This window comes from Streptomyces sp. 8N616 (assembly GCF_052246385.1).
Lineage (GTDB): Bacteria > Actinomycetota > Actinomycetes > Streptomycetales > Streptomycetaceae > Streptomyces.
Map to the genome: position 1 here is coordinate 312817 of NZ_JBQQBY010000001.1, position 26873 is coordinate 339689.

Below are 26873 nucleotides of genomic sequence, written 5' to 3' on the forward strand. Positions count from 1 at the left end.
TCGTGCGTTGTCCTTCATGGCGCCCCCGGCGGAACGCTGTGACCCGGCATCCCCGGCGGAACGAACGGCAGCCCGGACGGCGCGCCGTCCTCGATCAACTGCAGCAGCGCGTCCGTATCGGCGTGTTCCTCGATCAGGTCGCCCAGGCGGTCCAGCTGCTCCTCGCGCAGCGCCCCGAACGACGTATCAGGAGCGGGTACGAAGCGGCGCCCGGCGTCCTTCGCGACGCGCCGCAGAAAGGCGCGCCGGAACCCGTCGCTCTCCAGCGAGCCGTGCCAGTGCGTGCCCCAGACGGGCCCGACCCTGCAGCCGTCGAGACCGCGGCCCCGGCCATCGGAGATGAACGCCTCGTCTCCGCCGGTCACCTCGGCCACGCCGTGGTGGATCTCGTAGCCCTCGACGCGCTCGCCCAGCGCCTCGCCCACCGGCCGCGCGAGGGTCTTCTCCGGCGCGAAGCGAACCCGTACGGGCAGGAGCCCGAGCCCGTCGACCGCCCCGGCCCGCGACTCGACGTCGTCCTCGATGCGCTCGCCCAGCATCTGGAAGCCTCCGCAGACGCCGAGCACCGGGCGGCCCTCGGCGGCACGCCGGGCGACGGCGGCGGCGATACCGCGCTCGCGCAGCCACTCCAGGGCGCGCACGGTGCCGCGGGTGCCGGGCAGCACGACCAGATCCGCGTCGGCCAGCTCCTCCGGGCGGTCGACGAACCGCACCACCACGCCCGGTTCCGCGGCCAGCGCGTCCACGTCGGTGAAGTTGGACATCAGCGGGACCGCGGCGACCGCCACCCGCAGCACGTCCTCGCCGTGCGGCGGGGCGACGACCGACTCGCGCACCGCGCCCCGCAGCGACACGCGCAGGCCGTCCTCCTCGTCGATGCCGAGCCCGTGCGCGTACGGCAGCACACCGAAGGTCCGCCGCCCGGTCAGCCCGCGCAGCATCTCCAACCCCGGCTCCAGGAGGGCGACATCGCCGCGGAACTTGTTGACCAGATACCCGGCGACGAGCGACTGGTCCTCGCGGCCGAGCAGCGCCGTCGTGCCGAAGAAGGAGGCGAAGACGCCGCCCCGGTCGATGTCCCCGACCACCACGACCGGCAGCCGAGCGGCCCGCGCCAGCCCCATGTTGACGATGTCGGTGCGCCGCAGATTGATCTCGGCCGGGCTCCCGGCCCCTTCACAGATCACTGCGTCATACGTGCCCCGCAGCTCCTCCAGGCACGCCACGACGGTGCCGAGCAGCTCCTCCTGCCGCCCTCCGTGGTAGCGGCTGGCGCTCAGCTCGCCCACCGGCTTGCCGAGCAGGACGACCTGGCTGCTGCGGTCGCTGCCGGGCTTGAGCAGTACGGGGTTCATGAGGGCCGTCGGCTCGATACGGGCGGCCGCGGCCTGCATGGCCTGGGCCCGCCCGATTTCGGCGCCTTCGCGTGTCACGAACGAATTCAGTGACATGTTCTGCGCCTTGAAGGGCGCGACGGATACGCCCTTGCGGGCCAGCCAGCGGCAGATGCCGGCTGTGACGACGCTCTTGCCCGCGTCGGATGTGGTCCCGGCGACCAGCAGCCCGCCGCCCCTGCGATTCATGACCGCTCCTTCCGGGCCCCGGGAACGCGCGCGTCCCGACCGCGCCGTCCCGCGAGCCCAAGCCGCCGTACGACCCCGCTCCCCGGCAACCCCGCCTCCGACCGCGCCGGTGCCGGCCCCTCCGCGCGCGGCCGCTGCGGCCCTGGACCCCTCAGCCCCGGACCCTCCGTCCCCGGGCGTTCCGCGTCCGGGATTTCCCACCCGCCCGCCCTGAAAGGGGCGTCCGGGTGGGAAAACCGTGCCGCAAGGCCGGTGTTCGCGGCGCGCCGGTCTCTCGCGCGGATGCGCGCTGCGTCGGCGGACGTGGCGCGCAGCGCGGTCCGGAGCGCGCCCGGCGCCGGTGGTGCGGCGCCAGCCCACGCCAGCCGTGCGCCCACGCACGCCGCCAGCGCGAGCGCGCTCACGCGCCGCGAAAGCCGTACCGCACGCTCGATGTCCTCCACCGCCACCGGGCGGTTGCCTTCCCCCAGCACAGGACGGTGCTCGACCCGGCCGCCGTACGCGAGGGTGCCCCCGAGCCGTACGCCCAGCGCGCCCGCGAACGCGGCTTCCACAGGACCGGCATTGGGGCTGGGGTGCTTGCGCGCATCGCGGCGCAGGACGCGCCACGCGCCGCGCGGGTCGGGACCCGCCAGTACGGCCAGCGCGGCGGTGAGCCGGGAGCCCGGGAAGCCCACGAGGTCGTCGAGGCGGGCCGAGGCCCAGCCGTAGCGCCGATGGCGCGGCGACTTGTGACCGACCATCGCGTCAAGGGTGTTGACCGCCCGGAACCCCACCAGCCCCGGCACGCCCGCCGCCGCGCCCCAGACCAGGGCGCCCACGACCGCGTCCGAGGTGTTCTCGGCGACGGACTCCACGACGGCGCGCGCGATCTGCCGCTCGTCCAGGGCCTGCGGGTCCCGGCCGCACAGGTGCGGGAGGCGGTCGCGGGCCACTTCGATGTCGCCTGCCGCCAGCGCGCCGCCCACGGCCCGCGCCTCGCGGCCGAGCGACGTGCCGCCCAGCACCGACCAGGTGGCGACGGCGGTCAGCGCCACGGCTGCCGCGGGGGAGCGGCGTACGGCGCGCGACAGCGCTGCTGCCGCGGCCACGGCGCCGCCCGCGCACACAGCGGCGTGCAGGGCGCCGTACGCGCGGTGGTCGCGCCACAAGCGCCGCTCGACGGCGGCCGCGGCCCGCCCGAAGGCGGCAACGGGGTGACCGCGCCGCGGATCGCCGGCGACGAGGTCGCAGGCGAAGCCCAGCGCGGCGCCGTACACGAAAGAGGCGTGTTCGGCACGCATCGGATCAGGACGCCGTCGTGCCTCGGAGGGAACGCGCGCGGGGGGCACGCGCGCGTAGGGAACACGGCCGTGGGGAACACGGGCGGCGGGAGAGCGCGACGACGGTTCTTGAGGAACGGCGGGTATGACGCGAACGGCGCGTACGGCGGCAGCCGGGCATGACGATATGTCCTCACTCAGGGTCCGCGCCCTGGCTCGACGTGACCGGCGGTGAGAGTCTCCTGGCTCCCGGATCGGCGCTTCCCCCGGCCTTCCAACCCGTCGCTAAGGGCCGTGACTTCTGGGGTGGGGGAGCGCTCCCCGGTGACAGTGGCGGGACCGCGCCGGATTCGCACCGGCTTCCTCTCCTGCCGCCGTTTGGCTCCGGCAGTCCACCACGGCCTGCGAACGCCCGTCAACTTGCCCCTTGACCTGCGGCAGGACCTCACACGCCCGCGGCCGGGGAACGACTGCGATCGTTCCCCGGCCGCGGGCACGAAGGGCTGCCGCCAACAGGGGCGGGTGGGGCCATCGTTGTCCCTGCGCGGAGACGGAAGCGGAGCCCGCTGCCGTCGCCCCACGTGCCCCCGCGCGCGTGGGGCGCATGACGAGCGGTGCCCGCGCAGGGGCGCATGGCGAGCGGCGCGGGGCTCCGTCAGGCGACGATCAGGTAAATCCCGTACGCGACGGCCGCAGCGCACAGCGCGTAGCAGGCGTACGCGCCCCCGCGCGCGAGGACCGGCGGTGCACCGGTCGCGGCGACCGTGCCGTCCGGCTGCGGCTGCGCCTTCCTGGAGCTGCCGACGATGCCGAGCGTGAACAGGCCGACCATCCCGACGGTGACCAGGAGGCTGACGCCGAAGACCTGGCCGAGTGCTGCCCAGTCGATGTCCATGCGGATGCTTCCTTCTTGCTCTCTCGACCGATCTCGATTGATCCCGGCGCCTAGGCCGTGACCTTGGCGGTGGCGGACTGGGACTTGGACTTGGACTGCGACTGGGGCGGCGCGCCGGCCGTCTCCTGGGCTCCGGTGGCGGCGGTGCCCACCGGCGGCGGGGAGACGGACTTGATGGCGGCCGTGACGACGCCCTCCGGCTCTGCGCCCTCGACGCCGTCGACGTCGTTGACGTTCGTGTGGTCGACCGGCCTGCGGCGCGAGGCGATCCAGATAGCGGCACAGGCCGCAAGCGCGAGCACGGCGACACCGGCGACACCCGCGGTGCCCTGCTTCGCCAGCAGCGCAGCGGCGCCGCCGACCACACCCGCGGCCGGCAGGGTCAGCCCCCAGGCCGCGAACATCCGGCCCGCCGTGGACCACCGCACCACGCCGCCCTTGCGGCCGAGCCCGGAGCCCATCACGGCGCCGGAGCAGACCTGGGTGGTGGAGAGGGCGAAGCCCAGGTGGGAGGAGGCCAGGATGGTGACCGCGGCGCCGGTCTGGGCGGCGAAGCCCTGCGGCGGCTGGATGTCGGTGAGGCCCTTGCCCATGGTGCGGATGATCCGCCAGCCGCCCAGGTAGGTGCCGAGCGCGATGGCGAGACCGGCCGAGGCGATGACCCACAGCGGCGGGGCGGCGTCCGGGGCGAGCGCGCCACCGGTGATCAGCGCCAGCGTCATCACACCCATGGTCTTCTGCGCGTCGTTGGTGCCGTGGGCCAGGGAGACCAGCGCGGCCGAGGCGATCTGCCCGGCGCGGTAGCCCTTGGCGGTGGCCTCCGGGTCGGCGTTCCGGGCGGCGCGGTAGGACAGCCGGGTCGCCAGCAGGGTGGCGATGCCCGCGACGACCGGCGCGGCGACGGCCGGGATCAGGACCTTCATGACGACCTCGTCGCCGTGGACGGCGCCGAGGCCCGCCGAGGCGACGGTCGCGCCGATCAGGCCGCCGAAGAGGGCGTGCGAGGAGCTGGAGGGGAGACCGGCCAGCCAGGTCAGCAGATTCCAGACGATGGCACCCACCAGACCCGCGAAGATCACTTCGGGCTGGATGCCGGATTCATCGACGATGCCTTTGGAGATGGTCGCCGCCACCTCGACCGAGAGGAACGCGCCGACGAGGTTGAGGACCGCCGACATCGCCACCGCGGTCTTGGGCCTGAGAGCCCCGGTGGAGATGGTGGTGGCCATGGCGTTGGCGGTGTCGTGGAAGCCGTTCGTAAAGTCGAACACCAAGGCCGTGATGATCACGATCCCGATGAGAAGCGTGATGTGTTCCATTCACCCAGGCAATCAGTTTGATGGTCAGTGGCTGCCGTGACCGTAGGGATGTCGAGTGAACGGAAGGTGAACTGGATGGGGCGTTGGGGTGCTGTCGTATCCATGGAGGTTGGATCTCGGCCGGGCGCAGAGCGGCACAAACCGACTGGTGGTGCCGCCACCGCTGAATTCTGTGAAACAGATCACTGTCTTTGAGGTGAACTTTGGAGTCGCTGCACAGCCCCTCGGCACCCCTGGTGGAGGCCTGGGCCGACGTTGTCGCCACGGCCCGCCGCACGGTGGCCGACGGCCTGGTCGTGGGCACCTCGGGGAACGTGTCCGCCCGCGTCGGGGACACCGTTCTCGTGACCCCGACCGGCGTGCCGTACGACCGGCTGGCTCCGGACGACCCCGTCGGCGTCGACCTCTCTGGCCGCCAGGTCCTCGGTGAACTCAAGCCCACCAGCGAGCTGCCCATGCACCTCGCCGTCTACCGCAACACCGGCGCCGCGGCCGTCGTCCACACCCATGCCGTCCACGCCACGGCCGTCTCCACCCTGGTCCCCGAGCTTCCGCCCATCCACTACATGACGGCGGCGCTCGGCGGACCGGTGCGCGTCGCCCGATACGCGCTCTACGGGAGCGACGAATTGGCCGAGAACATGCTCCGCGCGCTCCGCGACCGCAGCGGATGTCTGCTGCAGAACCACGGCACCGTCGTCCACGGCGACAGCCTCGACGAGGCGTACGACCGCACTGCGCAGCTGGAGTGGATGTGCAGGCTCTGGCTCGCCGCGCGCGCCGTACCCGGGCGTGAACCCAGCCTGCTGTCCCCGGACCAGCTCGCGGAGGTGGCGGAGAAGCTCCGCGGCTACGGCCAGGGCGACGGCGAGGGCAACCGCCGGCGCGACGGCGAGCGGAGCTGACCCCGCCGCGTCCCGGACCCGCGAAGCTGTCCGGGACCCGCGAAGGTGTCCGGGACCCGCGTAGGCGTCCGGGACCCGCGTAGGCGTCCCGGACCCGCGTACGCGTACGGTGTCCGCCCGCTGGCCGCTCGCTTGGCACCCGACCACACTGGTACGGATGCGCCTGCGTACAGCGGCGGCCGTGGCGGCCGCCACCCTCCTCGGTGCCGGCGCGGCCGCCGTGGCGGCCGGGCGGTACGCCTGTGACGCTGCCCTGAAACCCTCGCGCGTCCGGCCGCTGCCCACCGACCCGCAGCTCACCGTCCACGGCTCGGCCGCCGACCAGATCACGCTCACCCGCAGCCTGGCGTCGCTGCGGCCCGGCACGTACGGGCTGACCGGCGGCGACCGGCACGCGATCGTCGGGGCGGTGCTGAGGAACTCGCCGCACCCCGCGGACTCGGTCGTACGCCGCCTCGAGCGGGTCACATACGGCACGCTGGAGCCTGGCGACCGGATGTGGCTCACCCCGCAGGTCTACATCGGGAATCCGCGCGACGCCCTGGGACTCGACCACGCCGACGTGGACGTGCCCGGCGAACTCGGCGCGCTGCCCGCGTGGTTCGTACCCGGCGCCCGCGACACCTGGGTGATCACCGTGCACGGCCTCGGCACCAGCCGCGAACACCCCATGGTCGTCATGCCCTTCCTGCACCGGCACCGGTTCCCGATCCTCGACCTCGCCTACCGCGGCGACCTCGGAGCCCCCCGCTCCCCGGACGGCATCGGCCACCTCGGCGACACGGAGTGGCGCGACCTGGACGCGGCGATCCGCTACGCGGTGCGGTACGGGGCCGAGACGGTCGTGCTGTACGGCTGGTCGACGGGCGCCACGATGGCGCTGCACGCCGCGGCCGAGTCCGCCCTGCGGAACCGGATCAAGGGCCTCGTCCTCGACTCGCCCATCCTGGACTGGCAGGCGGCCGTACGGGCTCTCGCCGCGGCGGACGGCGCGCCGGGGCCGCTGCTGCCGCTGGCGGTACGGGCCGCCCAGGGGCGTACGGGTCTGGGCAGCGGGCGCCTCTTGGCGTCCGCCGACCCCGACCGGCTGTCCGTACCGGTGCTGATCATGCACGGCCCGGACGACACGATCGCTCCGTGGGACGCTTCGCGCGCCCTCGCGGAACGCCGTCCGGATCTGGTCACGCTGCTCCCCGTCGAACACGCCCCCCACGCGTCGATGTGGAACGCCGACCCCGAGTCCTACGAGGAAGCCCTCCGCCGCTTCCTCACCCCCCTGATGTAGCCCCGCCCCCACCTGCCCCTTTAGGGACGGGCGAACGCCCGCACGTCCCACCCACCCGGGTCGGACGGCCGCATCCCACCCACCCTTTAGGCCCGGTCGGCTGGCCGCAGTTCCCACCACCCACCCGCCGCCCCTTCAGGGGCGGGAAGTCACGCACCGCAGGCGCGGCACGGGGCGGGCTGCGCCACGCGGGCGTCCACGCGGGTGCCCCGACCGTGGCTCGCCGCACGGCGCTGCCGTCCAGGGATGCCGCCGTCCGGGGGTGCCGGGCCGGGTCCACCCGCCCTTTATGGGTGGGCGGGCGGGAAGTTGCGCACGCAGGCGCGGAGGACGGCCGTCGTGGCGGTCAGCCCCTGCGCGGCGCGGAGCCCCGTCCATCCGGGGCCGAGGTCGTGAGGAATCCGCGCGAGCGGATTCCGATTGGGCTTTCGGGCCGTCAACGGGAAGACTGCTCCCGTGACGTCCCGTACCCCGCGCGACTCCCGGCTCCGCCTTGTCCCCCGACGACCGATGTCCGCCGCCCGCCGGGCCGTGACGAACCGGCGCGCCCGGCCCGCGCCCAGGCCGCCCGAGGGCACGCCGCCGCGGGCCGAACTCGCCCGCCAGGCACGGACGGAGCTCGCCGGAGCCGTGCGGATCGCCCGCTGGGCGGACGCCGAGCGCGGCCGCGGCGCCCGCCTGCGGCCCGGCGGCAGCGGCGCGCTCAGCCGCGACGCCGCAGAAAGCGCCGCGGCCGCACTGAACCTGACTTCACATCAGGTACTGGCCGACTGGGACCGGGCGCGGCTCGCCGGGCTCATCGAGCTGTACGGCGAAACCGCCCGCCCCGGCTGGCGGCTGCAGGCCTGGGACCGGGACGACAGCGCCGCGCTGCGCGGCTGGGTCGCGCTCTTCGACGCGTGGTCGCTCGCCCACCCCGCCCCCTCGGCCTTCGCACCCACCCCCGTCGCGGAAGTCGTCGAGGCCGCGCCCCAGCTCCTGTCGCTCCTCCAGCTCTCGGACGGCGCCGTCTCGGTCTCCGCCCTTCAGGACCTGCTGGAGAAGCGCGTCGCCGAACTGCGCACCGAGCGCTGCGAGGTGCCCTACCCGGACAACAGCGCCTCCGACACGGTCGCCTCCGACACGGTCGCCCCCGACACGAGCACCCCATACACGCGCACCCCCGACACAAGCACCCCCGAGACCGAGCTGTCCCACGCCGACGGACCTCGGCCCGGCACCCTGCTCGACTGGGCGCTCGACGCTCTCGCCTCCGTCGGCGCGCTGACCGTCGAGGACGGCCAGGCCACGCTCACCCCGCTCGGCAACTGGGCCGTGTGGGTCAAGCTCGAGCAGATCTGCGTGGCCGCGCAGAGCCCCGCGGGGAACATCGAGTGGTCCGCGGAGGACATGCTGCGCGGCTGCGCCCGCCTCACCCCGGGCCCGGCCCGCGACGAGTACCGGGCCTGGCTCGCCGCCCGCCCGGCCGCCGCCGCAGTCTCCGAACTCCTCGACGCCGCCCGCGGCGACGACGCCCTGCTGCGCGGACTCGCCTTCGAGGCGCTGCGCGTGGTCGGCGGGCCCGCCGAGCCCGCCGTACGGTCGGTCGTCGACGAGCCGCGCCTGCGCCCGTACGCCCTGATGTGGATGGCCGAGCAGGAGGGCAGCGACCCGGAGGACCTGCTGGCGGTGCTCACCCGTGAAGAGGCCACGTGGCTGTGGGTCGACACCGCGGCCGCCGTCGCCGACCACGGCGAAGCCCCGCTGCTCGTACGCCATCTCGACTCGGCGGTGCAGGGCACGGTCCCGGCGCTGCTCGACGAGGTACGGGCCGTCGGCCACCCGCGCACCGTGCAGGTCCTCGTCGCCCTGGCGGCCGCCCACCCCGACCCGGCGCTCGCCAAGGCCGTGCGCCGGGCCGCCTTCCAGGTGCACACGGGAGAGGCCTGAAGGGCCCGGGCAGTCACGCCGCAGGAGCCCGGCAGTCACGCCCCAGGAGACGCGGCAGGAGCACCGGCCGTCACGCCCCAAGAGCCCTCGCAGTCACCCCGCGCCGCCGGCCGGGGCGGTGGCCGGGGCGTACGTGCCGAAGCTCCACACGTTGCCCTCGGCATCCCGCGCCATGTAGTCCCGCGAGCCGTAGTCCTGGTCGGTCGGCGGCATCAGGATCTCCACGCCGTGGGAGGCGGCCTTGCGATGGTGCGCGTCCACGTCCTCGACGGCGACGTAGATGCCGGCGGGCCCGGCGTTCCGCATGGTCTCCGCGAAGACGCCCGCTCTGCCCTTCGACCCGAGCATGACCACGCCGTTGCCGTAACTGAGCTCCGCGTGGGCGACGATGTCGTCCTCGCCCGTGTAGACCGCGTCCGCCTTGAAGCCGAAGGCTTCCGTGAGCAGCTTGATCGCCGCCTGCGCGTCCTCGTACAGCAGCGTCGGGTAGATCGTCGGCCGGGCCGCACCGGTGTCTGCCATGACGTTCACTCCTCCGGAACCTGTGGAACCGCTCCTGGATGCGCGCTGCCCACCCACGAGTATGGGTGAAGTGCGTCACCTCGTCCTGCTGCGCACGGCGGCGGGGAGCCGCGCTGCCTGCGGGATCGCGTCGGCCACCGGGAAAATGCGGTTGCACGCCCCCGCTAGACTCCCTGTCATGGCAATTCTCCTTGTGCATTAGGCGGCGTCGCCGACCGTACGCCCGCACGTCCGTCCCGACGCCCTCATCTGCTGCCCTGGAGTCTTTCCGTGATCACCGCCACCGGCCTCGAGCTGCGCGCAGGCGCCCGCATCCTCATCGAGTCCGCCTCCGTCCGTATCGCCAAGGGCGACCGCATCGGCCTCGTCGGCCGCAACGGCGCAGGCAAGACCACGCTCACCAAGGTCCTCGCCGGTGAGGGCATCCCCGCCGCGGGCACCGTCACCCGTACCGGCGAGGTCGGATACCTCCCGCAGGACCCGCGCACCGGCGACCTCGACGTGCTCGCCCGGGACCGCATCCTCTCCGCGCGCGGCCTGGATACCGTGCTGCGCAGGATGCGCGAGAACGAGGACCGGATGGCGAGCGGCCAGGGCGCCACCCGCGAGCGCGCGATGAAGAAGTACGAGCGCCTGGAGACCGAGTTCCTGACCAAGGGCGGGTACGCCGCGGAGGCCGAGGCCGCGACCATCGCCGCCAGCCTCAACCTCCCCGACCGGGTCCTCGGCCAGCCGCTGCACACCCTCTCCGGCGGCCAGAGGCGCCGCGTCGAGCTGGCCAGGATCCTGTTCTCGGACTCCGACACCCTGCTGCTCGACGAGCCGACGAACCACCTCGACGCCGACTCGATCCTCTGGCTCCGGGACTTCCTCAAGACCTACCGCGGCGGCTTCATCGTGATCTCCCACGACATCCAGCTGGTGGAGACGGTCGTCAACAAGGTCTTCTACCTGGACGCCAACCGGTCGCAGATCGACATCTACAACATGGGCTGGAGGCAGTACCAGCTCCAGCGCGAGGCCGATGAGAAGCGCCGCAAGCGCGAGCGCGCCAACGCCGAGAAGAAGGCGGCGGCCCTCAACGCCCAGGCCGACAAGATGCGGGCGAAGGCCACCAAGACCGTGGCCGCCCAGAACATGGCCCGCCGCGCCGAGAAGCTCCTCTCGGGCCTCGAGGAGGCGCGGCAGTCCGACAAGGTCGCCAAGCTGCGCTTCCCCGACCCCGCGCCGTGCGGCAAGACCCCGCTCACCGCCGCGGGTCTGTCCAAGTCGTACGGCTCGCTGGAGATCTTCACCGACGTCGACCTGGCCATCGACAAGGGCTCCCGGGTCGTCATCCTCGGCCTCAACGGCGCGGGCAAGACGACGCTGCTGCGGCTGCTCGCCGGGGTCGAGCAGCCCGACACCGGCGCGGTGACGCCCGGGCACGGCCTCAAGCTCGGCTACTACGCCCAGGAGCACGAGACCCTCGACCCGGACCGTACGGTCCTGGAGAACATGCGCTCCGCCGCGCCAGACATGGACCTGGTCGACATCCGCAAGACGCTGGGGTCGTTCCTCTTCTCCGGCGACGACGTGGACAAGCCCGCGGGCGTGCTGTCCGGCGGTGAGAAGACCCGGCTCGCGCTCGCGACCCTCGTGGTCTCCTCCGCGAACGTGCTCCTCCTCGACGAGCCCACCAACAACCTCGACCCGGCCAGCCGCGAGGAGATCCTCGGCGCGCTGCGCACCTTCAGCGGTGCGGTCGTGCTGGTGACGCACGACGAGGGCGCGGTGGACGCGCTCCAGCCGGAACGCATCATTCTGCTGCCGGACGGAGTCGAGGACCTGTGGGGCGACGACTACGCGGATCTCGTCGCGCTCGCCTGATCCACTTCTCTCCTGTCACCTGATCCACTTCTTCTGGATCATTCGGCCGATGCGTGATCCATCATCTGAGTGAGCCGGGGTCGTACCTCGGCGTGCCGCAGCCGCGAGGTCCCGACTTCGTGATGTATGCACCCGCCGACTCGTCTCCGGCCCGTCTCCGAGCGCGGGCGCCCCGCTGACCTGGACCTTCGCCGCCGGATGCGCACAGTGACGAATTCCGGGACCGTACGGAATCGAAGCGTCCGGATGTGTCCGTGCGGCTCTGCGGGACAAAGGTTGTCGCACGGACCTTGCCGAATGGGTGGCCAGGACGCCCTCAAGGGGTGATCATGAGAGTCCAGAGCGCACTTCCCATGAGGAGGCACGGGTGGCCGAGACTCTGAAGAAGGGCAGCCGGGTGACCGGCTCCGCGCGCGAAAAGCTCGCGGCTGACCTGAAGAAGAAGTACGACTCCGGTGCGAGCATCCGGGCGCTGGCCGAGGAGACCGGCCGCTCGTATGGGTTCGTTCACCGGATGCTGAGCGAGTCCGGGGTGACCCTCCGTGGTCGCGGCGGAGCCACACGGGGAAAGAAGGCTCCTGCGTCCTGACGAGGCATCTCCCGGCAGGAGTGGGGCAGTACCACCCGGTCGGTCCGGTGATCGCCCGGGTGGTTACTGTGCAGTAAGGTCGACGGCGAACTCGTCGACCGCATGACTGCGGCCCATCCGGAGGCACCCATGACCCTGCTGGACAAGGACGGCGTACGGCTCACCGTCGACGACGCGGCAACCGTCGCCACGGTGACCCTGGCCAACCCCGACAAGCGCAACGCCCAGTCTCCCGCACTGTGGCGCGCTTTGGCCGAGGCGGGGCGCCTGCTGCCGGGGAGCGTACGCGTGGCCGTGCTGCGCGGAGAGGGCAAGTCCTTCTCCGCGGGGCTCGACCGGCAGGCTTTCACCCCGGAGGGCTTCGACGGCGAGCCTTCGTTCATCGAGCTCGCGCGCGGCTCCGACGCGGAGCTGGACGCGGCCATCGCCGAGTACCAGGAGGGGTTCACCTGGTGGCGGCGGAACGACCTCATCTCCGTCGCGGCGGTTCAGGGGCATGCGATCGGCGCGGGCTTCCAGCTCGCGCTCGCCTGTGACCTGCGCGTCTGTGCCGACGACGTGCAGTTCGCCATGCGCGAGACCAGCCTCGGACTGGTCCCGGACCTCACCGGCACGCACCCGCTCGTCGGGCTCGTCGGCTATGCCAGGGCGCTGGAGATCTGCGTCACCGGGCGGTACGTCCAGGCCGCGGAGGCCGAGCGGACCGGCCTCGCCAACCTGGTCGTACCCGCCTCGGAACTCGACGCCGCTGTCGCGGACTTGGCCGCGGCCCTGCTCGCCGCCCCGCGCGACGCCGTGATCGAGACGAAGGCACTGCTGCGCGGTGTCGCTGACCGCACGTACGAGGAGCAGCGAGCGGCCGAGCGGGCCGCGCAGGCGCGGCGACTCCGCGATCTCGCGGGTATCGCCGACTGACGGCCGACTGACGAGGGCGCTGCCGCCGCTCTCCCCGGGCCCCGGCTCGGGCTCCCACCTAAGTCCGGCCCGAGCCGGCCTCAGTCCGGACCGGCTCGGGTTGCCGGCGTCGCGCGAGCGACTCCTGGCCGCCCCGCGGTCAGGAGCGCCTGGCCGGATTCACGGCTGCTCGACCGCCGTCACGACGACGGCCACCGTCACCGGCGCGGCCGTGTCGGCGGCCGCCGCCGCGGTCACGGCTGCCCGTACCGCGCGGGCGACCTCCAGCGCGCGGTGACTGGCGGCGACCGCCAACTGCACCTCGACGTGGCGCCGTTCGGGAGCGTCCTCGTCCTGGATCCGCACGGGCCGGGCGGGCCTGCCGAGCACGGGCGCCAGCCGGGTCACGCCCGGGACGGCGGTCACCGCGTCGGCCACGTGGCCGTACGGGCCGGGCTCCGCGCCCCGGCTCCGGTCCGCCTCCGCCTCCCCGGCCGCTTCCGGTTCCCGCATGCCCTCCGCGGCGTGCGATACCTCCAGCAGGTCGGTGACCCGCAGATCGACTGCCGTCGTCTCCAGGCCGAGGCTGTGCTCCGCGGCCCCGAGCAGCGTCTCGCGCAGCCGCTCCGCCGACTCCGGCAGCGGCAGCCGCGTCCATGCCGCGAAGTCCGCGTCGATACGGAGCGGTCCCGGCGGCAGGGCGCTCGCGGGCCGCGGGACCGCGGGCGTGGCCGCCTTCGCCGGGTCCGCGAGGCCGATCCGGAGCCGGCCGAGCCGTACGTCGTCCAGCCGGGTCGCCGCCCGCCGCAGCACCTCGCTCGCGGCGCGCTCCGTGATCCAGGCGCCGTCCGCGGGGCCGCCCAACGGCAGCAGTCGGCCCAGACCGAGTTGCTGCCGTACCGCGTCCGTCCATCCTTCTGCCACCGGTGCTCACCCCTTCCCGGCTGTCCCCACGATCCAGGATGCTCCACACAGCGTGCCGTCCCACGCCTGCCGCATCCCTGGAGCGGCACGGGGCATTCACACTTAGTGTGGGCAACGGAGCGGAATGCCGCTTCTCTCCTCCGAAGGGACGACCGGCCATGTCCGAGACCGCACAGCGGAACCGGCCCGAGACGCCCGAACCCCCCTCCGTCGGCGAGGCTCCCAGGAAGACCCTGGGCACCAAGCGCGGCGGAGGAGATCCCGCGATCCGAGGCCGTACCACCATCGCCGACGGCGTGGTCGAGAAGATCGGCGCGCTCGCCGCCCGCGACGTCATCGGCGTCCACGCGCTGGGCAGCGGAATCTCCCGCACCTTCGGAGCCGTGCGGGACCGGGTGCCGGGCGGGAGGCCCGCCGTCACCCGCGGAGTCAGGGCCGAGGTCGGCGAGGTGCAGACGGCGCTGGACCTGGAGATCGTCGTTGACTACGGCGTCTCGATCGCCGACGTCACACGGGCCGTACGGGAGAACGTGATCTCCGCGGTCGAGCGGATGGCCGGCCTCGACGTCGTGGAAGTCAACATCGCGGTGAGCGATGTGAAGCTGCCGGACGAGGAAGAGGAAGAAGAGGGACCGCGCATCCAGTAGCCGAAGCCGAAGGGGACCGGACTGGACCGGGCGGCACAGGCGCAAGAGAAGGAGCGCACGATGAGCATGGCCGTGGTCGGCTTGATCGCCGGCATGGCGCTGGGCTTCGCCGGGTACTTCGGCGGGTTCGGCGCCTTCCTGCTGGTGGCGGCGCTGGGCGCCGTCGGATTCGTCGTCGGGCGGTTGCTGGAGGGCGACCTGGAGCTCGGCGACTTCTTCCGCCCCCGCGCGCGCGGCGAACGGCGGCGGTGAGCGCCGGTGCCCGAGGATGCCGCCGCGGTGGCGGCGCCGGTGCCCGATCCGGAGCCCGTGGCCGCAGGCGAGCGGGGGGCGACGCGTATCGCGGACCGGGTCGTCGCGAAGATCGCTGCCCGGGCCGCCAGGGAGGCGCTGCGCGATCTGCCCGAGGCGCACCACGTGCCCGCCGGCCGCTGGCCGCAGGCGACGGTGTCCGTACGGCCGGCGCCAGGTCAGGGCGGCGCCCGGCCCCCGTTCGCCGAAGCGCGCGTGCGGGTGGCGGTGGAGCTGGGCTACCCCTGTGACATCGGTGCGCGGTGCGGCGCTGTGCGTCATGAGGTCTCCGAGCGGGTACGCGCTTTGGCGGGCATGGATGTGCCCGAAGTCTCCGTATCTGTGGAACGGCTGCACTCCGAGCAGTCGCGGGCGGCGGAGCAGGGGAGGGTCACATGAGCGACCACGATCCGGACGCGAAGGGCGGCAACGGCGGTACGCAGCGGATGCCCACGGTGGAGCGCGAACCGGCCTCGGGCGGCGGGTCGTCCGACCTCGAGCAGTCCGCGTCGGCCGCGGACTACGACGGCGGAGGCGGCGAAGGCCAGCCGCGGCGCTTCTGGTCCGAGCGGCGCGTCCCGGCGGGGATCGTCGCGGCCCTCGCGACCGCCGGCGTGGGGCTGCTCCTCTACGACGTCGCCGCGGTGCGGGCGGGCCGGACCGCGATGGAGTGGCGCCGCCGGCTCGCCGACGAGCTGGCGGAGCGCCCGCTGGACAACCCCTGGATGATCGGCGGCGCCGCGGTCGCGATGGTGCTGGGGCTGTGGCTGCTGCTGCTCGCGCTCGCCCCTGGACTGCGCGGGCTGCTGACCATGCGGCGGCCCTCGGGGGTCGCGGGCGCCGATGACGTACGGGCCGGACTCCACCGTTCCGCGGCCGCGCTCGTGCTGCGCGACCGGGCGATGGAGGTGTCCGGCGTGCAGTCGGTACGGGTCGACGTCAGCCGCCGCCGGGTCAGGGCCCGCGCCCTGGCCCACTTCCGCGACCTCGACGAGGTGCGCCGTGACCTGGACGATGCGATGGCCTCCGGTATCGGGGAACTGGGCCTGGTCCGGCAGCTCGACCTGTCCGTGCGCGCACGACGCCCGGCGAAGAGGTGACCTGACCCATGCTCAGGACCGTCAACCGCGTACTGCTCGCACTGGCCGGGCTCGGGCTCTTCGCTCTGGGCGGCGCGGTGCTGATCGGCTCGATCGACCTGTCGCGGCACTGGGGGTTCGATCTCCCGGGCTGGTGGCCCTTCAGGGGGCCGGACGACGTCGTGCTGGGCGAAGAGGGCCGCACCCGCTTCCGGGACGACGGCTGGTGGTGGCCGACCGTCTTCGCGGTGCTGACCGTGCTGCTCGTGCTGATGCTGTGGTGGTTCCTCGCCCAGCTGCGGCGGCACCGCCTCGGTGAGGTTCTCGTGGACAGCGGGGACGGGGCGGGGGCGCTGCTGCGGGGGCGTGCGCTGGAGGGTGTGATGGCCGCGGAGGCGGAGTCGCTGGACGGCGTCTCCAGGGCGAACGTCCTGCTGACGGGCCGCCGTCGTACGGCGCCAGAGGCGCGCGTGGCGCTCCTGCTGGAACCGCATGCGGCGCCGGCCGACGCACTGGCCCGGCTGACCGGGGAGGCCCTGACCCACGCGCGCGAGTCGGCAGGCCTGGACCACCTCCCGGCGGAGTTCCACCTCCGCGCGGCCCGCCACCCGGCAGAACGCGTCCTCTAGCCCCGGACGCCGCCCCGGCGGCGCGCGTGTTCCGCTGCCCGCGCCGGGCCCGCGTGCCGCGCACCGTGCTTGGCCCTCCCGCCCACCCGCCCTGAAAGGGCGGGAGTGGAATCCAAGTCCCGGCCGGAGGCCCGGGGCGGCGGCGGGCGCCGGTGGGGCGAATGACCGCCGGAGGTGGTCAGAAGCCGTGGCGGGCGCCGCCGTCGACCTGGAGCATCACACCCGTGACGTACGACGCCGCCGGCGACAGGAAGAACGCCGCGGCCTTCCCGAACTCCTCCGGCCTCCCATAGCGCCGCAGCGGAATCGCCGCCGAGCTGCGCGCCCGCGCCGCGTCCGGATCGCCGGAGAGCGCGTCCAGCTCGCGTATGCGGTCCGTGTCAATACGCCCCGGAACGAGCCCGATGACCCGGATGCCCCGCGGCCCCAGCTCCACAGAAAGGGACTTGGCGAAGCCCGCGAGCCCCGGCCGCAGGGCGTTGGAGATCGTCAGCCCGGGGATCGGCTCGTAGACCGACCCCGAGAGGACGAAACCGATCACGCCGCCCTCCGGCAGCTCGGCCGCGGCCGTCCGCGCGAGCCGTACCGCTCCGAGAAAGACGGACTCGAAGGCCGCCTGCCACTGCTCGTTCGTGTTGTCAGCGCCCATCCCGGGCGGCGGCCCGCCGACGCTGATCAGGATGCCGTCGAAGCCGCCGAAGCGGGCGCGCGCCGTCGCGATGAGGCGGTCGGCCGCACTCGGGTCTGCGTTGTTCGCGGCAAGGCCGGCCGCGTTCGGTCCGAGGACCGCAGCCGCAGCCGTGGCGGCCTCCTCGTCGCGGCCGCTGAGCACCACCTTCGCCCCATCGGCGACGAGTTCACGCGCCGCGGCGAGGCCGAGCCCGCGCGTGGCCCCGGTGACGACGTACACCCGGTTCTTCAGTTCAAGATCCATGCCCTCATGGTGTCCTATCGGTCCGGGACGGCGCGAGGGCCGTGTCCACAGGGCCGTGTTCACCGGGCCCGACCGGGTCGGTCAGACCGGGACGGATGCCGTTTCCTGCGCCGGCTTCCGCTGCGCGGCGAGGCGGTCCTTGCGCTCGCGGCGGACCAGGACGACCCAGCCGACCGGGACGCCGGCCGCGAACAGCCACCACTGGATCGCGTACGCCATGTGCGGGCCGATGCCGCTGTGGTCCGGCGCCGGCACTGTCTCCGGCCGGCCGGCCGGGTCCTTCGGAGAGGTCTTGGTGAGCTGGACGTAGCCGCCGAGGAGCGGCTGCGGGAGCGCCCCGGCCCGCTCCCTGCTGTTGATCATCATGACCTGACGCGGCGGCAGGCCCTGCTTGTCCTTGATGCCGCTGTTCGCAGCCGTCTCGTCGGGCATGAGACGGCCGGTGACCGTGACCTGCCCGCGGGGCGCCGCCGGCACCTTCGGGAACTTCGTGAGATCGCCGCCGGCCGGGATCCAGCCGCGGTTGACCAGGACCGCCCGGCCGTCCTTCATGATCAGCGGGGTGACGAGGTAGTAGCCGATGGTCTGCTCGTCGGCAGCGGTCCGCTGGCGGACCACGACCTCGTGTTCGGTGTCGTACGAGCCGGTGGCGGTGACCGTGCGCCAGGTGTCGGAGCCGGGCACCTCGTGGCCAGGGGAGGTGAGCCTGCCGACCGGGACGGCCGGGGCGTCGAGGCTCCGGGCGACCTGCCCGTTCCGGGCGACGCGGTGCTCGTGGCGGTGCAGCTGCCAGAAGCCCAGCTCGATCATCACGGGGATGAGCGCAAGCGCAACGAGGGTGAGGATCACCCACTGCCGGGACAACAGGAAGCGGTACACCCCACGACCGTACAACTCGGTCGTGGGGTGCATGTCGGGTGGGGGTTCTCCTGCGGCCGGGGTCCGGGACCTGGGCCGGGAGGGCCGGGGCTGCCCGGAGGGCCGGGACTGCTCACACGTGGTCGACGACTCCCACCTTCCCCTCCTCGCGGGCGCAATGGGCGCAGCAGTAAAAGTGGCCCTCGGCCTCCACGCCCTGGCCGATGATCTTCACATTGCAGTGCTCGCAGATCGGGGCCATCCGGTGGATGGCGCAAGCGAAGCAGTCGAAGACGTGCACCGCGCCCTGCGCGTGGACCTCGAAGGTCAGACCGTAGTCGTTTCCGCAAACCTCACATCGTGCCATGCGCCACAGGGTGCGGGTGCGGGTCGCCGGAGGGGGAGCGGGCGGCGGGCGCGTCGTCCGCCGTTCACTCGGACGAGGGTGCCGGGGCCACGTCCTGGAGCAGTTGCATGAACGCCGCCTCGTCGACCACAGGGGTGCCGAAGGCGCGGGCTCTGTCGGCCTTGGAGGTGCCCGAGCCAGGGTCGTTGGTCACCAGCAGGCTGGTGAGCCGGGAGACGCTGGTGGCGATGTGCAGCCCCGCGTCGAAGGCGCGGTCCTCCAACAGCTCGCGGTCGACCGAGGTGTCGCCGGAGAACGCCACCCGCATGCCCTGGACGAGCCGCTTGCCCGGCTCGTACCGCCCCGGGTTGGGGAACGGGCACGCGGGACGCCGGCGGTTCGGACGCCAGCTGCCCGGGCGGTACGAGCGCTGGTGGCCGTTTGCTCGCGGGGCGTCCGACCACTCGGTGAGCGGCTGGCAGCCCAGCAGCGGCAGCCGCACCCCCGCCCCCGCCGCGAGATGGAGGCTCGGCCGGAACGCCTCGGCGAGCACGCGCGCGTCGTCCAGCGCGTGGTGGGCCTGCCGCTGCACGACGCCGTAGTGCGCGGCCAGCGACTCCAGCTTGTGGTTGGGGAGGGGGAGCCGGAGCTCCTTGGCGAGGGCGATGGTGCACAGCCGCTGCCGGACGGGGGCCGTGCGGTCGGCGCGGGCGTACTCACGGGCGATCATCGACCAGTCGAAGACGGCGTTGTGCGCGACGAGCACGCGTCCATCGAGGCGCTCGGCGAGGGCGTCGGCGATCTCGGGGAAGAGCGGTGCGCCGGCGAGCACATCGCTCGTCAGGCCGTGGATCCAGACCGGGCCCGGGTCGCGCAGCGGGTTGACCGGCGAATACCAGTGGTCCTCCACATTGCCCTGCGCATCGAGCCGGTAGACCGCCGCCGAGACGATCCGGTCGTCGCGCGCGAGCCCCGTCGTCTCGACGTCCACGACGGCGTACCCCCGCGGATACGCCTCCGGCCACGCGTCCGCCGGTACGGGCTGCGGCACGGGCACGGGCATGCGTACGGGCACAGGCGCGCTTTCAGGCACCGGCACCGGCACCGGCACCGGCATCGGCCGCGGCACCGGGGGCGCGGACTGCTGCTGCGCGATGGACGGTGCGGCTGCCGTGCGGTCTTCGAGCATGGTCCATGAGAATACGGCCCGCCTCTGACAGAGCCTCTAACGGGCTGCCCGCCGTGCGGGGGAACTGGTATGACGGCGCGTCAGGCCAGACTCGGCCGAGTCATGGTCCTGCGAGCACGGCGGCTTCTGGGGTTCGGTGAGCTCCGACGGTGGCCAGGGCGAGGCGGTGCGCGTGCCGTACGCGGACGGCACGCTGGTCGGGCTCCCCGCCGAGGCGGCCTCGGACGACCGCCTGCTCGCCGCGCTCCAGCCTGACGGTCGACGTGGAGGGCGTCCCGGGCGGCTACAAGGCGATGGACGAGCGGACGGCGCTGAAGGTGCTGGTCAGGAACTGACGCGGCGCGGGGGGCCTGGGGTGACCAGACGCTCGGGCGGGATGAGGTCGGCGTTCAGGACCTTGGTCCCGCCGGTGATGGAGATAACTAGGTTGGGCATTTCGGCCAGCGGCGCGAGATCGAGCGGGGCGGTGTCCGGCCCTTGGCACGCGGAGAGCAAGAGGTCCGCGAGCAGGGGAAGGTCCTGCAGCGGCGCGAGTCCACGGGGGATCGTACAGCCCACCAGCCATAGAGTGCCGAGCCGCTGATGAGAGGTGATGTCTTCCAGGTCGAGATCGCTTAGGAAGCGCAACTGGAGCAGTTCAAGTTGGCTGATGCCCTCGAGCAGGGCCAGTTGGGAGCCCTGTCTTTCACCCGTGAGGGTGAGCCAATTCAGATGCGGCCAGCGCTCCATGCCATGGAGCCGTACATGCACGGCCATGTTGTAGAGCCCGAGGCCTGTGAGCTGCGGGCCGACCGGAAGAGACTCCAGACTGCTCATCGGAACCTCGAAGTCGAGGTCGAGACGGGTCAGTTTGCTGATCGGGCGCAGGGGAGCCAAGCTCAGCCACGGGTACAAGCCTTGGAGACGCAGAGTCTCGATACTCGTGGCTTCCAAAGGGGCGAGGTCGGCAACTTCGGGACATTGCGTCAGCGAGAGACCGCGCAGCGCCGGGAACCGCTGGACGAAAGACAGGTCGCTGATTGTCCTGTTCCTGATGATGTGCAAAGACTCGGTGAATTTCCCGAGGTGATCGAACGGTTGCAGGTCACCATTTGCGGTTACGCAATTGACTTGGGGGAGCCTGGGTAGGGCTTCCATCTGTTCCTGCGAATCCACCGTGAGGAATACACCGCGCAGTGCTGCACGGGACAGCACAGCGTCGATATAGGCGTGGGTGTCGAAGTGGCTCCACGCCCGGGTGACAGCGACTCGTACTCTCTCGTCACCGCAGAATCTGGCAATCAGCGCCATGGCGGCGGTTCCACCGATCAGCGCGGCCGTTCGCACAACGGCCCGTGCGGACCACTCGTCCTCGACATTCTCCGGTCCGGGCAGCAGATCGAGGACCAGCTCACCCGCCTTCGCCAGCTCCTCCGCCTCCTCGTCGTTCCACGGCGGGATCAGCTCAGCCAGCCGTCCCTCCACCTCCCCCCGGACCTCCGGATCCAGCTGCGGCGCGTGTTCCAAGCACGCCGCCGCCAGCAGGTTCAGGCGGTTTCGGGACAACTTCACGCGGTCCGCTCGCTTCAGGATTCCGCGTAGCAGCCGTACCCGCTCCGCCGGGCGGGCGTGGCCCACCGCCATGCGGATGACGTCCTCCCACTGGTCGTCGTGGGCCCTGCCCACCAGGAAGCCGAAGTCACGCGCCTCCACCGCCGCCTTCGCCGCCAAGTGGTCCTGGAACGTCCGGTGCACGAAGCCCACCGAGCCCGGGACCGGCTCGCGCAGCAGGCCGCTGCGGATCAGCAGGTGCCGGAAGACCTGTTCCGCGCTGCCCTGCTGCCGTACCTGCGGCATCGCGGCCAGCGACTCGTCGATCATTTCGATCGCCTCGCCGCACTCGGCCTCGACCTGGCCGTTCCTGATCAGCCAGTACGCCAACTGCTGGAGCAGCAGCGTCTGTTCGTCCTTCGTCAGCTCGACGCCCTCGACCCCCGCGATCTCCCGCTCCGTGTCACGCCGTACGAGCAGCATGTCCAGCGCCGCGTCGTACAGCTCCTTGCGGGCGCGCGGCAGATGCATCCGGCGGTCGCGGTTGAGCGCGCACAGCAGGGCGCACATCAGCGGATTGGTCGACAGCCTGCCCAGTTCGCGGCGGGTGCCGACGGCCTGGAGAAGGGACTCCTCGTACGTGTCGAGCGCCTCCCGATCACCGCCAGGCCCGCACTCCTGCCGCGCCGCGTCGTGCCAGTGGGTGATGAAGGAGCGTGCGTCCTCGCGCGTCATGGGCAGCAGTGAGCGCGCGCGGAATCCGCACTGCGCCAGCCAGTCCTCCGGGACCGCCGACGGCCGCGTGGTCACCACGTACCGTGCGTCGGGGAAGGCCGCGACCATCGTGCGCAGCCAGTCCTCCGTACGCTTCCGCAGCCGCTGCGGCACCTCGTCCACGCCGTCCACGAGCACGAGCGCGCGGCCCGAGGAGAGGAGATCCTCCGCCCACCCCACCGGGGCCGCTCCTGCGAGCGGGTTGCCCATGGCCGTCAGGAAGTCCTGGGGGAGCGGCAGCGCATCCCGGCCGCCCAGGGCCCGCAGCCGCAGGACGAACGGTACGCACGCATTCCAGTCGGCGAGCTGCGTCCCGAAGCTGCGCCGCGCGGCGTTCGTCGCGAGCCACTGCACGAGCGTGCTCTTGCCCGAGCCCGCAGGGCCGCGGAGCAGCAGCCGTGAGGAGTCCGCGAGGGCCTGTTCGATACGGACCGTCGGGGCGGCGAATTCACGGCGGAACGCCGTTTCGGGGGCCTCATTGTTCACGCCGAGGCTGATGTACGCCGTGTCGAGCGCCCACTCGGCTCCGGCGCCGCTCAGCGTCACTCCGAACAGCTGCAGCCTGCTGTGCGTGGCCACCACGACATCGGCGTAGCGCGACTCGAACCGTGCCGCCTCGCCCGCCGGGCCGGGGCCAAGACGCCGCCGCACCTCCTCCACAGCCTGCTCCGTACGGCCCGTACGGCGCACCAACTCCACCTGGCTCCGGGCCGGGAACGTCGGCAGTGACGATGCGTACTCCACGATGTGAAGGCAGCACAGGTCCAGGAGGCGGTCGAAGAGCGCATTCCCGGCTTCGCCGAGCGCGGCACCGGACCGTACGCCGTTCGCACGGGCCAGCACGTGGTCCCGTAACTCCCGTGGCTCCAGATCCAGTTCCAGCAACAGGTCCTGATCCAGCGGACCGGCCGCGGAGAAGACGTCGCCGACGGCCGCGACCGCCGCCGACCGCTCGTGCTCAGGAGCCTTCGAGCACGCCTCCCCGCACACCTCGCCCAGGCGGCCGGCCAGGGAGTCGACGAGACGACCTGTCTCCTTCTCACTCAGGCGAGCGGGCCTGCGCCCGATCCCACCCGGGCTCGCGGGCTTCTCCGCCAGCCCGGCCCCCGGCCTTTTCGTCAGCAGCGATTTCGCCAGCGCGCTCACGACCGTGGTGGCCAGCCGTGTCATGACGACATCGAGACCCTGCACCCGTACAACTCCCCCAGCGCGATGGGCGGCACCCCAGAAGCGCAGGGTACCGCCCACCCATCGCTGCCTACGTCACTTCTCCACCGCGTCCAGGGCGTCCGCGATCCCCGCCCCGTAGAAGCCGTTGTCGCCCTCGCTGCCCTCACAGACCGCGTCCGCCTTGCCGTCGCCGTCGATGTCGTACGGGTCCTGGCAGGCGCGGTCGTCGGCCTCGAGTTTCAGGAGGCCCTTGACCACGGCCGGGGAGGCCTTCGGGTGGGTGCTCTTGATGAGCGCGGCGACGCCCGCGACGTGCGGGGACGCCATGGAGGTCCCGGCCATGTAGCCGTAGGTACCGCCCGGCAGCGGGCCGAGGATCTGGCCGCTGACCGCGGGCGGGGCCGGGGGCTGGTAGCGGGTGCTGTCGCCGCCCGGGGCTGCGATGTCGATAACGCCCAGGCCGTGGTTGGAGAACGAGGACTTCAGCCCCTTGGCGCCGATTGCGGAGACGGTGACGACGCCCGGCAGCTGGGTCGGTATGTCGAGGCACTCGCTTGGATCGATCTCGCGCTCGACCGGCGTCGTGTCGTTGGGGCTCACCGGGTCGGTGATGGAGTCGGCGGCCAGGTCGTAGTTCTCGTTGCCCGCCGCGGCGACGTTCACCGCGCCCTTGCGCTCCGCGTACCGCGTGGCCCGCGTGATGGCCTCGAGCAGCGCCTTCTGGTCCGGGTCGTCGGAGCAGTTGAAGTACCACGGGTCGGTGTAATAGCTGTTGTTGGTCACGTCCACGCCGTGCTCCGCGGCCCAGATGAAGCCGCAGACGACCGCCTCGGTGTAGAAGAACCCGGCTTCGGTCGACACCTTGATGCCGGAGACCTTGACGCCCGGGGCGACGCCGGTGACGCCGACGCCGTTCTTCGCGGCCGCGATCTCGCCCGCCACGTGTGTGCCGTGCGGACTCTCCTGGGCTCCCGGGCGCCAGGCGCCGTCGGCCGTATCCGGCTTGCCCGTCACGCAGTTGACGGATGCGGCGCGGTCGAAGTTGGGCGCGATGTCCGGGTGGGTGTCGTCCACGCCCGTGTCGATGACGGCGACGGTGACCTTCTGGCTGCCCAGTGACTTCTCGTGCGCCTTGTCCGCCTTGATGGCGGGCAGGTCCCACTGGAGCGGCTGCAGCGGGTCCTGGCCCGCCTCGGCCAGCTTGGCGGCTTCCCTGGCCTGCTCGGCGGTCAGCACCTTCGGCGTGCCGGTGTCGGTCGTGCCCTGGGCGGGCAGCGGCGCCGTACGGGTCGCGCCCGCGGACGAGACCCCCCGCACCTTCCGGATCTCCTTGGCGAAGCCGGAGTTGGCGGAGTGGACGACGATCACGCCGATCTGGTCGTAGGCCTGCACGATCGTTCCGCCGGCCCTGGCGATCGCCTTCTTCAGGGACGGGGATGTGCCGGAGCCGGGGCGGACGTTGACGACGTAGCTGAGCTGCTCACCGTCCGCGGTGGCGGCCGGCGCGGCGGCGGTGGTGCCCGGGTCGGTGGCCGAGTCCTCCAGCGGCGCGGCGGACGCGGCTGCGGGGAGGAAGGCGAGCGCGGTGGTCAGGGCCATGCTCACGGGTATCGCGGCTGCGCGGCGCGAGCGTGCTGCGGGGCGCGGCGTCATGGTTTCTCCACTTCGGTCGTGGGAGGTCGTGCCAATGGAGGTGGGAGGTGCGGGGCGCGTCACTTCTCGACCGCGTCGAGCGCGTCGACGATGCCGAAGCCGTAGAAGCTGTTGATGTGCTGCGTGCCCGTGCACTCGGCGTTGACCTTGCCGTCACCGTCCGGGTCGTACGGCTCCGTCGGGCACCCGGGGTTGTCCGCGTGGGCCTTGAGCAGCCACTGGATCTCCTGCGGGCTCGCGTCCGGCCGCTTGCTCTTGATGAGCGCGGCGACGCCCGCGACGTGCGGCCCGGCCATCGAGGTGCCCTGCAGGTACGCGTAGTCGCCCCCGGGCATCGTGGACAGGATCCGGCCGTCCTTGGCCGGGGCCTCGGGCACCTGGTACTTGTCCCCGCCCGGGCCTGCCACGTCGATCTGGTTCAGGCCGTAGTTGGAGTAGTACGACTTGAGGGCCTTCGGGCCGGTCGCGGAGACCGTCACGACGCCCGGCAGCTGGGTCGGGATGTCCAGGCACTTCGACGGGTCGACGGTGCGCTCGACGGGTGTCGTGTCGTTGGGGCTCGAGGTGTCGGTGAGCGACTTGGCCGCCAGGTCGAAGCTGGAGTTGCCCGCGGAGGCGACATGGATCGCGCCCTTACGGCCGGCGAACTTCGCCGCCCTGCTCACCGCCTCGACGATGGCTCCCTGGTCGGGGTCGTCCTTGCAGTTGAACATCCACGGGTCGATGTAATAGCTGTTGTTCGTGACCTCGATGCCCTGGTCGGCCGCGAACATGAAGGCACAGACGACGGCCTCGGCATAGAAGAGGCTGGTCTCCGCCTCGCTCACCTTGATGGAGGAGACCTTCACGCCCGGCGCGACGCCCGCGACGCCCACGTTGTTGCGGGCCGCCGCGATCTCGCCCGCCACGTGCGTGCCGTGGTAGTCGTCCTCGGTGTACGGCCGCCAGGCCCCTTTGCCGGTGTCCGCGAGGCCGCCGACGCAGTTGGCGGACTGCTTGGCCGAGAAGTTCGGCGCGAGGTCGGGGTGGGTGTCGTCGACGCCCGTGTCGATGACCGCGACCGTCACCTTCCGGCTGCCGGGGTTCACCTCAGCCGCCTTGTCGGCCCTGATGGCCGCGATGTCCCACTGCAGGGACTCGAGCGGCTCCTGGCCGGAGGCCCTGGCGGCCGCGAGGGCGGCGGCGGAGCGGGGCTCCCGCACCTTCTCGGGCTTGCCGACCTCGGTGGTGCCGGCCGCCTTGAGCGGCGCGGTGCGGGTGGCACCCGCCGACTGGACGCCCTCGGCTGTGCGCATGGTCCTGGCGAAGTCGGGGTTCGCCGAGTGGACGACGATCACCCCGATCCGGTCATGGGCGGTGACCACCGTGCCGCCGGCCTTGGCGATGGCCTTCTTCACCTTGCCGACCGTGCCGGCGCCGGTCTCGGTGTTCACCACGTACGAGAGCTCGGGCCCGGCTTCCGCGGCGGAGGCCGGCGCGTCCGCGGTCTGCGGGGCGGCGGCCGTAGCGGAGCCGGGAAGGAAGCCGAGGGAGGCGGTGAGCGCGAGCCCGACCGGCACGGCGAGCGCGCGCCTGCGTCTGGACCGGAGAGGAGCCATGGGTTCTCCACATCATCCGTGAGACCGTCCACGCACGGGTGTGCGCATGGACGGGTACATGACGACGGAAGCTAGCGCCGATGCGGTGATCTGATCAATGGATTCCGGTGAAAAGCCCGGATTCCGCTTGGCCCTGGCCCGTCCGGCTGAAAACGTCACCCATGCGGACGCGTCGAGTCCGCTGCGGCTTCAGCGACCT

23 protein-coding genes, 2 pseudogenes and 1 riboswitch are annotated in these 26873 nt (G+C 72.5%); of the genes and pseudogenes, 12 read left to right on the top strand and 13 right to left on the bottom strand.

All coding sequences use genetic code 11. The features are described 5' to 3' along the window. Nucleotides 1-14 precede the first annotated feature (14 nt). The 4 genes and pseudogenes from ACTWQC_RS01370 to ACTWQC_RS01385 form a co-directional block, all read right to left on the bottom strand. A complete protein-coding gene (locus ACTWQC_RS01370; protein ID WP_443313585.1) occupies nt 15-1583 on the bottom strand; it encodes a cobyric acid synthase in 1569 nt (522 codons plus the stop codon). Between the two features lie 359 nt (nt 1584-1942). Next, nucleotides 1943-2866: pseudogene (locus ACTWQC_RS01375) on the bottom strand (cobalamin biosynthesis protein); the annotation flags it as partial. Nucleotides 2867-3080: 214 nt separating this feature from the next. Beyond that, a riboswitch (cobalamin riboswitch) is annotated at nt 3081-3211 on the bottom strand. A 289-nt stretch (nt 3212-3500) separates the two neighbouring features. Next, entirely contained in the window at nt 3501-3740 is a 240-nt protein-coding gene (locus ACTWQC_RS01380) for a hypothetical protein (protein ID WP_443313586.1), read from the bottom strand. Nucleotides 3741-3790: 50 nt separating this feature from the next. Beyond that, the gene (locus ACTWQC_RS01385) at nt 3791-5059 is read right to left on the bottom strand and encodes an inorganic phosphate transporter (RefSeq protein ID WP_443313587.1); all 1269 of its coding nucleotides are present in this window, start codon (nt 5057-5059) and stop codon (nt 3791-3793) included. A gap of 203 nt (nt 5060-5262) precedes the next feature. Here ACTWQC_RS01385 and ACTWQC_RS01390 point away from each other — a divergent pair, with 203 nt between their 5' ends. The 3 genes from ACTWQC_RS01390 to ACTWQC_RS01400 all read left to right on the top strand — a co-directional run bounded on the left by ACTWQC_RS01390 (nt 5263) and on the right by ACTWQC_RS01400 (nt 9178). Beyond that, entirely contained in the window at nt 5263-5964 is a 702-nt protein-coding gene (locus tag ACTWQC_RS01390; RefSeq protein WP_443313588.1) for a class II aldolase/adducin family protein, read from the top strand. A 157-nt stretch (nt 5965-6121) separates the two neighbouring features. After that, nucleotides 6122-7249, top strand: a complete 1128-nt coding sequence (locus tag ACTWQC_RS01395) for an alpha/beta hydrolase (protein WP_443313589.1) — start codon at nt 6122-6124, stop codon at nt 7247-7249. A gap of 456 nt (nt 7250-7705) precedes the next feature. Beyond that, nucleotides 7706-9178, top strand: coding sequence for a hypothetical protein (locus ACTWQC_RS01400; RefSeq protein WP_443313590.1), 1473 nt, complete (start codon nt 7706-7708; stop codon nt 9176-9178). 93 nt (nt 9179-9271) lie between these two features. Here the strand turns inward: ACTWQC_RS01400 and ACTWQC_RS01405 are convergent, their stop codons facing one another. Next, nucleotides 9272-9700, bottom strand: coding sequence for a VOC family protein (locus ACTWQC_RS01405; protein ID WP_443313591.1), 429 nt, complete (start codon nt 9698-9700; stop codon nt 9272-9274). A gap of 270 nt (nt 9701-9970) precedes the next feature. On the opposite strand from ACTWQC_RS01405, the gene ACTWQC_RS01410 reads away from it, so the two are divergent. The 3 genes from ACTWQC_RS01410 to ACTWQC_RS01420 all read left to right on the top strand — a co-directional run bounded on the left by ACTWQC_RS01410 (nt 9971) and on the right by ACTWQC_RS01420 (nt 13073). Next, nucleotides 9971-11569 carry an ABC-F family ATP-binding cassette domain-containing protein gene (locus ACTWQC_RS01410; RefSeq protein WP_443313592.1) on the top strand — a complete coding sequence of 533 codons (1599 nt, stop codon included), beginning with the start codon at nt 9971-9973 and terminating at the stop codon, nt 11567-11569. A gap of 367 nt (nt 11570-11936) precedes the next feature. Continuing rightward, complete coding sequence (locus ACTWQC_RS01415; RefSeq protein WP_055472015.1) at nt 11937-12158, top strand: helix-turn-helix domain-containing protein; 222 nt, start codon at nt 11937-11939, stop codon at nt 12156-12158. A gap of 129 nt (nt 12159-12287) precedes the next feature. Then, the gene (locus tag ACTWQC_RS01420) at nt 12288-13073 is read left to right on the top strand and encodes an enoyl-CoA hydratase/isomerase family protein (RefSeq protein ID WP_443313593.1); all 786 of its coding nucleotides are present in this window, start codon (nt 12288-12290) and stop codon (nt 13071-13073) included. Between the two features lie 159 nt (nt 13074-13232). Here the strand turns inward: ACTWQC_RS01420 and ACTWQC_RS01425 are convergent, their stop codons facing one another. Then, nucleotides 13233-13976: a nucleopolyhedrovirus P10 family protein gene (locus ACTWQC_RS01425; protein WP_443313594.1), complete on the bottom strand. Its 744-nt coding sequence runs from the start codon at nt 13974-13976 to the stop codon at nt 13233-13235. Nucleotides 13977-14134: 158 nt separating this feature from the next. On the opposite strand from ACTWQC_RS01425, the gene ACTWQC_RS01430 reads away from it, so the two are divergent. The 5 genes from ACTWQC_RS01430 to amaP are packed head-to-tail and all read left to right on the top strand — an operon-like array spanning nt 14135 to nt 16622. Further along, nucleotides 14135-14623: an Asp23/Gls24 family envelope stress response protein gene (locus tag ACTWQC_RS01430; protein ID WP_443313595.1), complete on the top strand. Its 489-nt coding sequence runs from the start codon at nt 14135-14137 to the stop codon at nt 14621-14623. Between the two features lie 60 nt (nt 14624-14683). Continuing rightward, on the top strand, nt 14684-14875 hold the full coding sequence (locus ACTWQC_RS01435) for a hypothetical protein (RefSeq protein ID WP_443313596.1): 192 nt from the start codon (nt 14684-14686) through the stop codon (nt 14873-14875). 6 nt (nt 14876-14881) lie between these two features. Beyond that, nucleotides 14882-15313 carry a hypothetical protein gene (locus ACTWQC_RS01440; RefSeq protein ID WP_443313597.1) on the top strand — a complete coding sequence of 144 codons (432 nt, stop codon included), beginning with the start codon at nt 14882-14884 and terminating at the stop codon, nt 15311-15313. After that, the gene (locus ACTWQC_RS01445; RefSeq protein ID WP_443313598.1) at nt 15310-16014 is read left to right on the top strand and encodes a DUF6286 domain-containing protein; all 705 of its coding nucleotides are present in this window, start codon (nt 15310-15312) and stop codon (nt 16012-16014) included. The genes ACTWQC_RS01440 and ACTWQC_RS01445 overlap by 4 nt, the downstream gene beginning before the upstream one ends. 8 nt (nt 16015-16022) lie before the next feature. Further along, nucleotides 16023-16622 (top strand): alkaline shock response membrane anchor protein AmaP, encoded by a 600-nt coding sequence (gene amaP, locus ACTWQC_RS01450; protein ID WP_443313599.1) that lies wholly within the window; start codon nt 16023-16025, stop codon nt 16620-16622. Nucleotides 16623-16800: 178 nt separating this feature from the next. Here the strand turns inward: amaP and ACTWQC_RS01455 are convergent, their stop codons facing one another. The 4 genes from ACTWQC_RS01455 to ACTWQC_RS01470 all read right to left on the bottom strand — a co-directional run bounded on the left by ACTWQC_RS01455 (nt 16801) and on the right by ACTWQC_RS01470 (nt 19823). Next, the gene (locus ACTWQC_RS01455) at nt 16801-17556 is read right to left on the bottom strand and encodes an SDR family oxidoreductase (protein WP_443313600.1); all 756 of its coding nucleotides are present in this window, start codon (nt 17554-17556) and stop codon (nt 16801-16803) included. A gap of 81 nt (nt 17557-17637) precedes the next feature. Then, the gene (locus ACTWQC_RS01460) at nt 17638-18435 is read right to left on the bottom strand and encodes an SURF1 family cytochrome oxidase biogenesis protein (RefSeq protein WP_443313656.1); all 798 of its coding nucleotides are present in this window, start codon (nt 18433-18435) and stop codon (nt 17638-17640) included. Between the two features lie 112 nt (nt 18436-18547). After that, nucleotides 18548-18781 carry a hypothetical protein gene (locus ACTWQC_RS01465; RefSeq protein WP_443313601.1) on the bottom strand — a complete coding sequence of 78 codons (234 nt, stop codon included), beginning with the start codon at nt 18779-18781 and terminating at the stop codon, nt 18548-18550. 64 nt (nt 18782-18845) lie between these two features. Continuing rightward, entirely contained in the window at nt 18846-19823 is a 978-nt protein-coding gene (locus tag ACTWQC_RS01470) for a DEDDh family exonuclease (protein WP_443313657.1), read from the bottom strand. Between the two features lie 232 nt (nt 19824-20055). Between ACTWQC_RS01470 and ACTWQC_RS01475 the strand changes: the two are divergent. Beyond that, a pseudogene (locus ACTWQC_RS01475) lies at nt 20056-20196 on the top strand (IMP dehydrogenase); the annotation flags it as partial. Nucleotides 20197-20273: 77 nt separating this feature from the next. Here ACTWQC_RS01475 and ACTWQC_RS01480 read toward each other — a convergent pair. The 3 genes from ACTWQC_RS01480 to ACTWQC_RS01490 all read right to left on the bottom strand — a co-directional run bounded on the left by ACTWQC_RS01480 (nt 20274) and on the right by ACTWQC_RS01490 (nt 26674). Further along, nucleotides 20274-23444, bottom strand: a complete 3171-nt coding sequence (locus tag ACTWQC_RS01480) for an NACHT domain-containing protein (protein ID WP_443313602.1) — start codon at nt 23442-23444, stop codon at nt 20274-20276. 72 nt (nt 23445-23516) lie between these two features. Further along, the gene (locus tag ACTWQC_RS01485; protein ID WP_443313603.1) at nt 23517-25076 is read right to left on the bottom strand and encodes a S8 family peptidase; all 1560 of its coding nucleotides are present in this window, start codon (nt 25074-25076) and stop codon (nt 23517-23519) included. 59 nt (nt 25077-25135) lie between these two features. Continuing rightward, the gene (locus ACTWQC_RS01490; RefSeq protein WP_443313604.1) at nt 25136-26674 is read right to left on the bottom strand and encodes a S8 family serine peptidase; all 1539 of its coding nucleotides are present in this window, start codon (nt 26672-26674) and stop codon (nt 25136-25138) included. Between the last annotated feature and the right edge of the window lie 199 nt (nt 26675-26873).

Coding starts and splice junctions, on each gene's coding strand:
- ACTWQC_RS01380 (WP_443313586.1), bottom strand. CDS start 3,740: ATGGACATCGACTGGGCAGCACTCGGCCAGGTCTTCGGCGTCAGCCTC.
- ACTWQC_RS01455 (WP_443313600.1), bottom strand. CDS start 17,556: ATGGATCTTGAACTGAAGAACCGGGTGTACGTCGTCACCGGGGCCACG.
- ACTWQC_RS01370 (WP_443313585.1), bottom strand. CDS start 1,583: ATGAATCGCAGGGGCGGCGGGCTGCTGGTCGCCGGGACCACATCCGAC.
- ACTWQC_RS01405 (WP_443313591.1), bottom strand. CDS start 9,700: ATGGCAGACACCGGTGCGGCCCGGCCGACGATCTACCCGACGCTGCTG.
- ACTWQC_RS01385 (WP_443313587.1), bottom strand. CDS start 5,059: ATGGAACACATCACGCTTCTCATCGGGATCGTGATCATCACGGCCTTG.
- ACTWQC_RS01470 (WP_443313657.1), bottom strand. CDS start 19,823: ATGCCCGTGCCCGTGCCGCAGCCCGTACCGGCGGACGCGTGGCCGGAG.
- ACTWQC_RS01445 (WP_443313598.1), top strand. CDS start 15,310: ATGAGCGACCACGATCCGGACGCGAAGGGCGGCAACGGCGGTACGCAG.
- ACTWQC_RS01490 (WP_443313604.1), bottom strand. CDS start 26,674: ATGGCTCCTCTCCGGTCCAGACGCAGGCGCGCGCTCGCCGTGCCGGTC.
- ACTWQC_RS01395 (WP_443313589.1), top strand. CDS start 6,122: ATGCGCCTGCGTACAGCGGCGGCCGTGGCGGCCGCCACCCTCCTCGGT.
- ACTWQC_RS01435 (WP_443313596.1), top strand. CDS start 14,684: ATGAGCATGGCCGTGGTCGGCTTGATCGCCGGCATGGCGCTGGGCTTC.
- ACTWQC_RS01485 (WP_443313603.1), bottom strand. CDS start 25,076: ATGACGCCGCGCCCCGCAGCACGCTCGCGCCGCGCAGCCGCGATACCC.
- ACTWQC_RS01465 (WP_443313601.1), bottom strand. CDS start 18,781: ATGGCACGATGTGAGGTTTGCGGAAACGACTACGGTCTGACCTTCGAG.
- ACTWQC_RS01430 (WP_443313595.1), top strand. CDS start 14,135: ATGTCCGAGACCGCACAGCGGAACCGGCCCGAGACGCCCGAACCCCCC.
- ACTWQC_RS01420 (WP_443313593.1), top strand. CDS start 12,288: ATGACCCTGCTGGACAAGGACGGCGTACGGCTCACCGTCGACGACGCG.
- amaP (WP_443313599.1), top strand. CDS start 16,023: ATGCTCAGGACCGTCAACCGCGTACTGCTCGCACTGGCCGGGCTCGGG.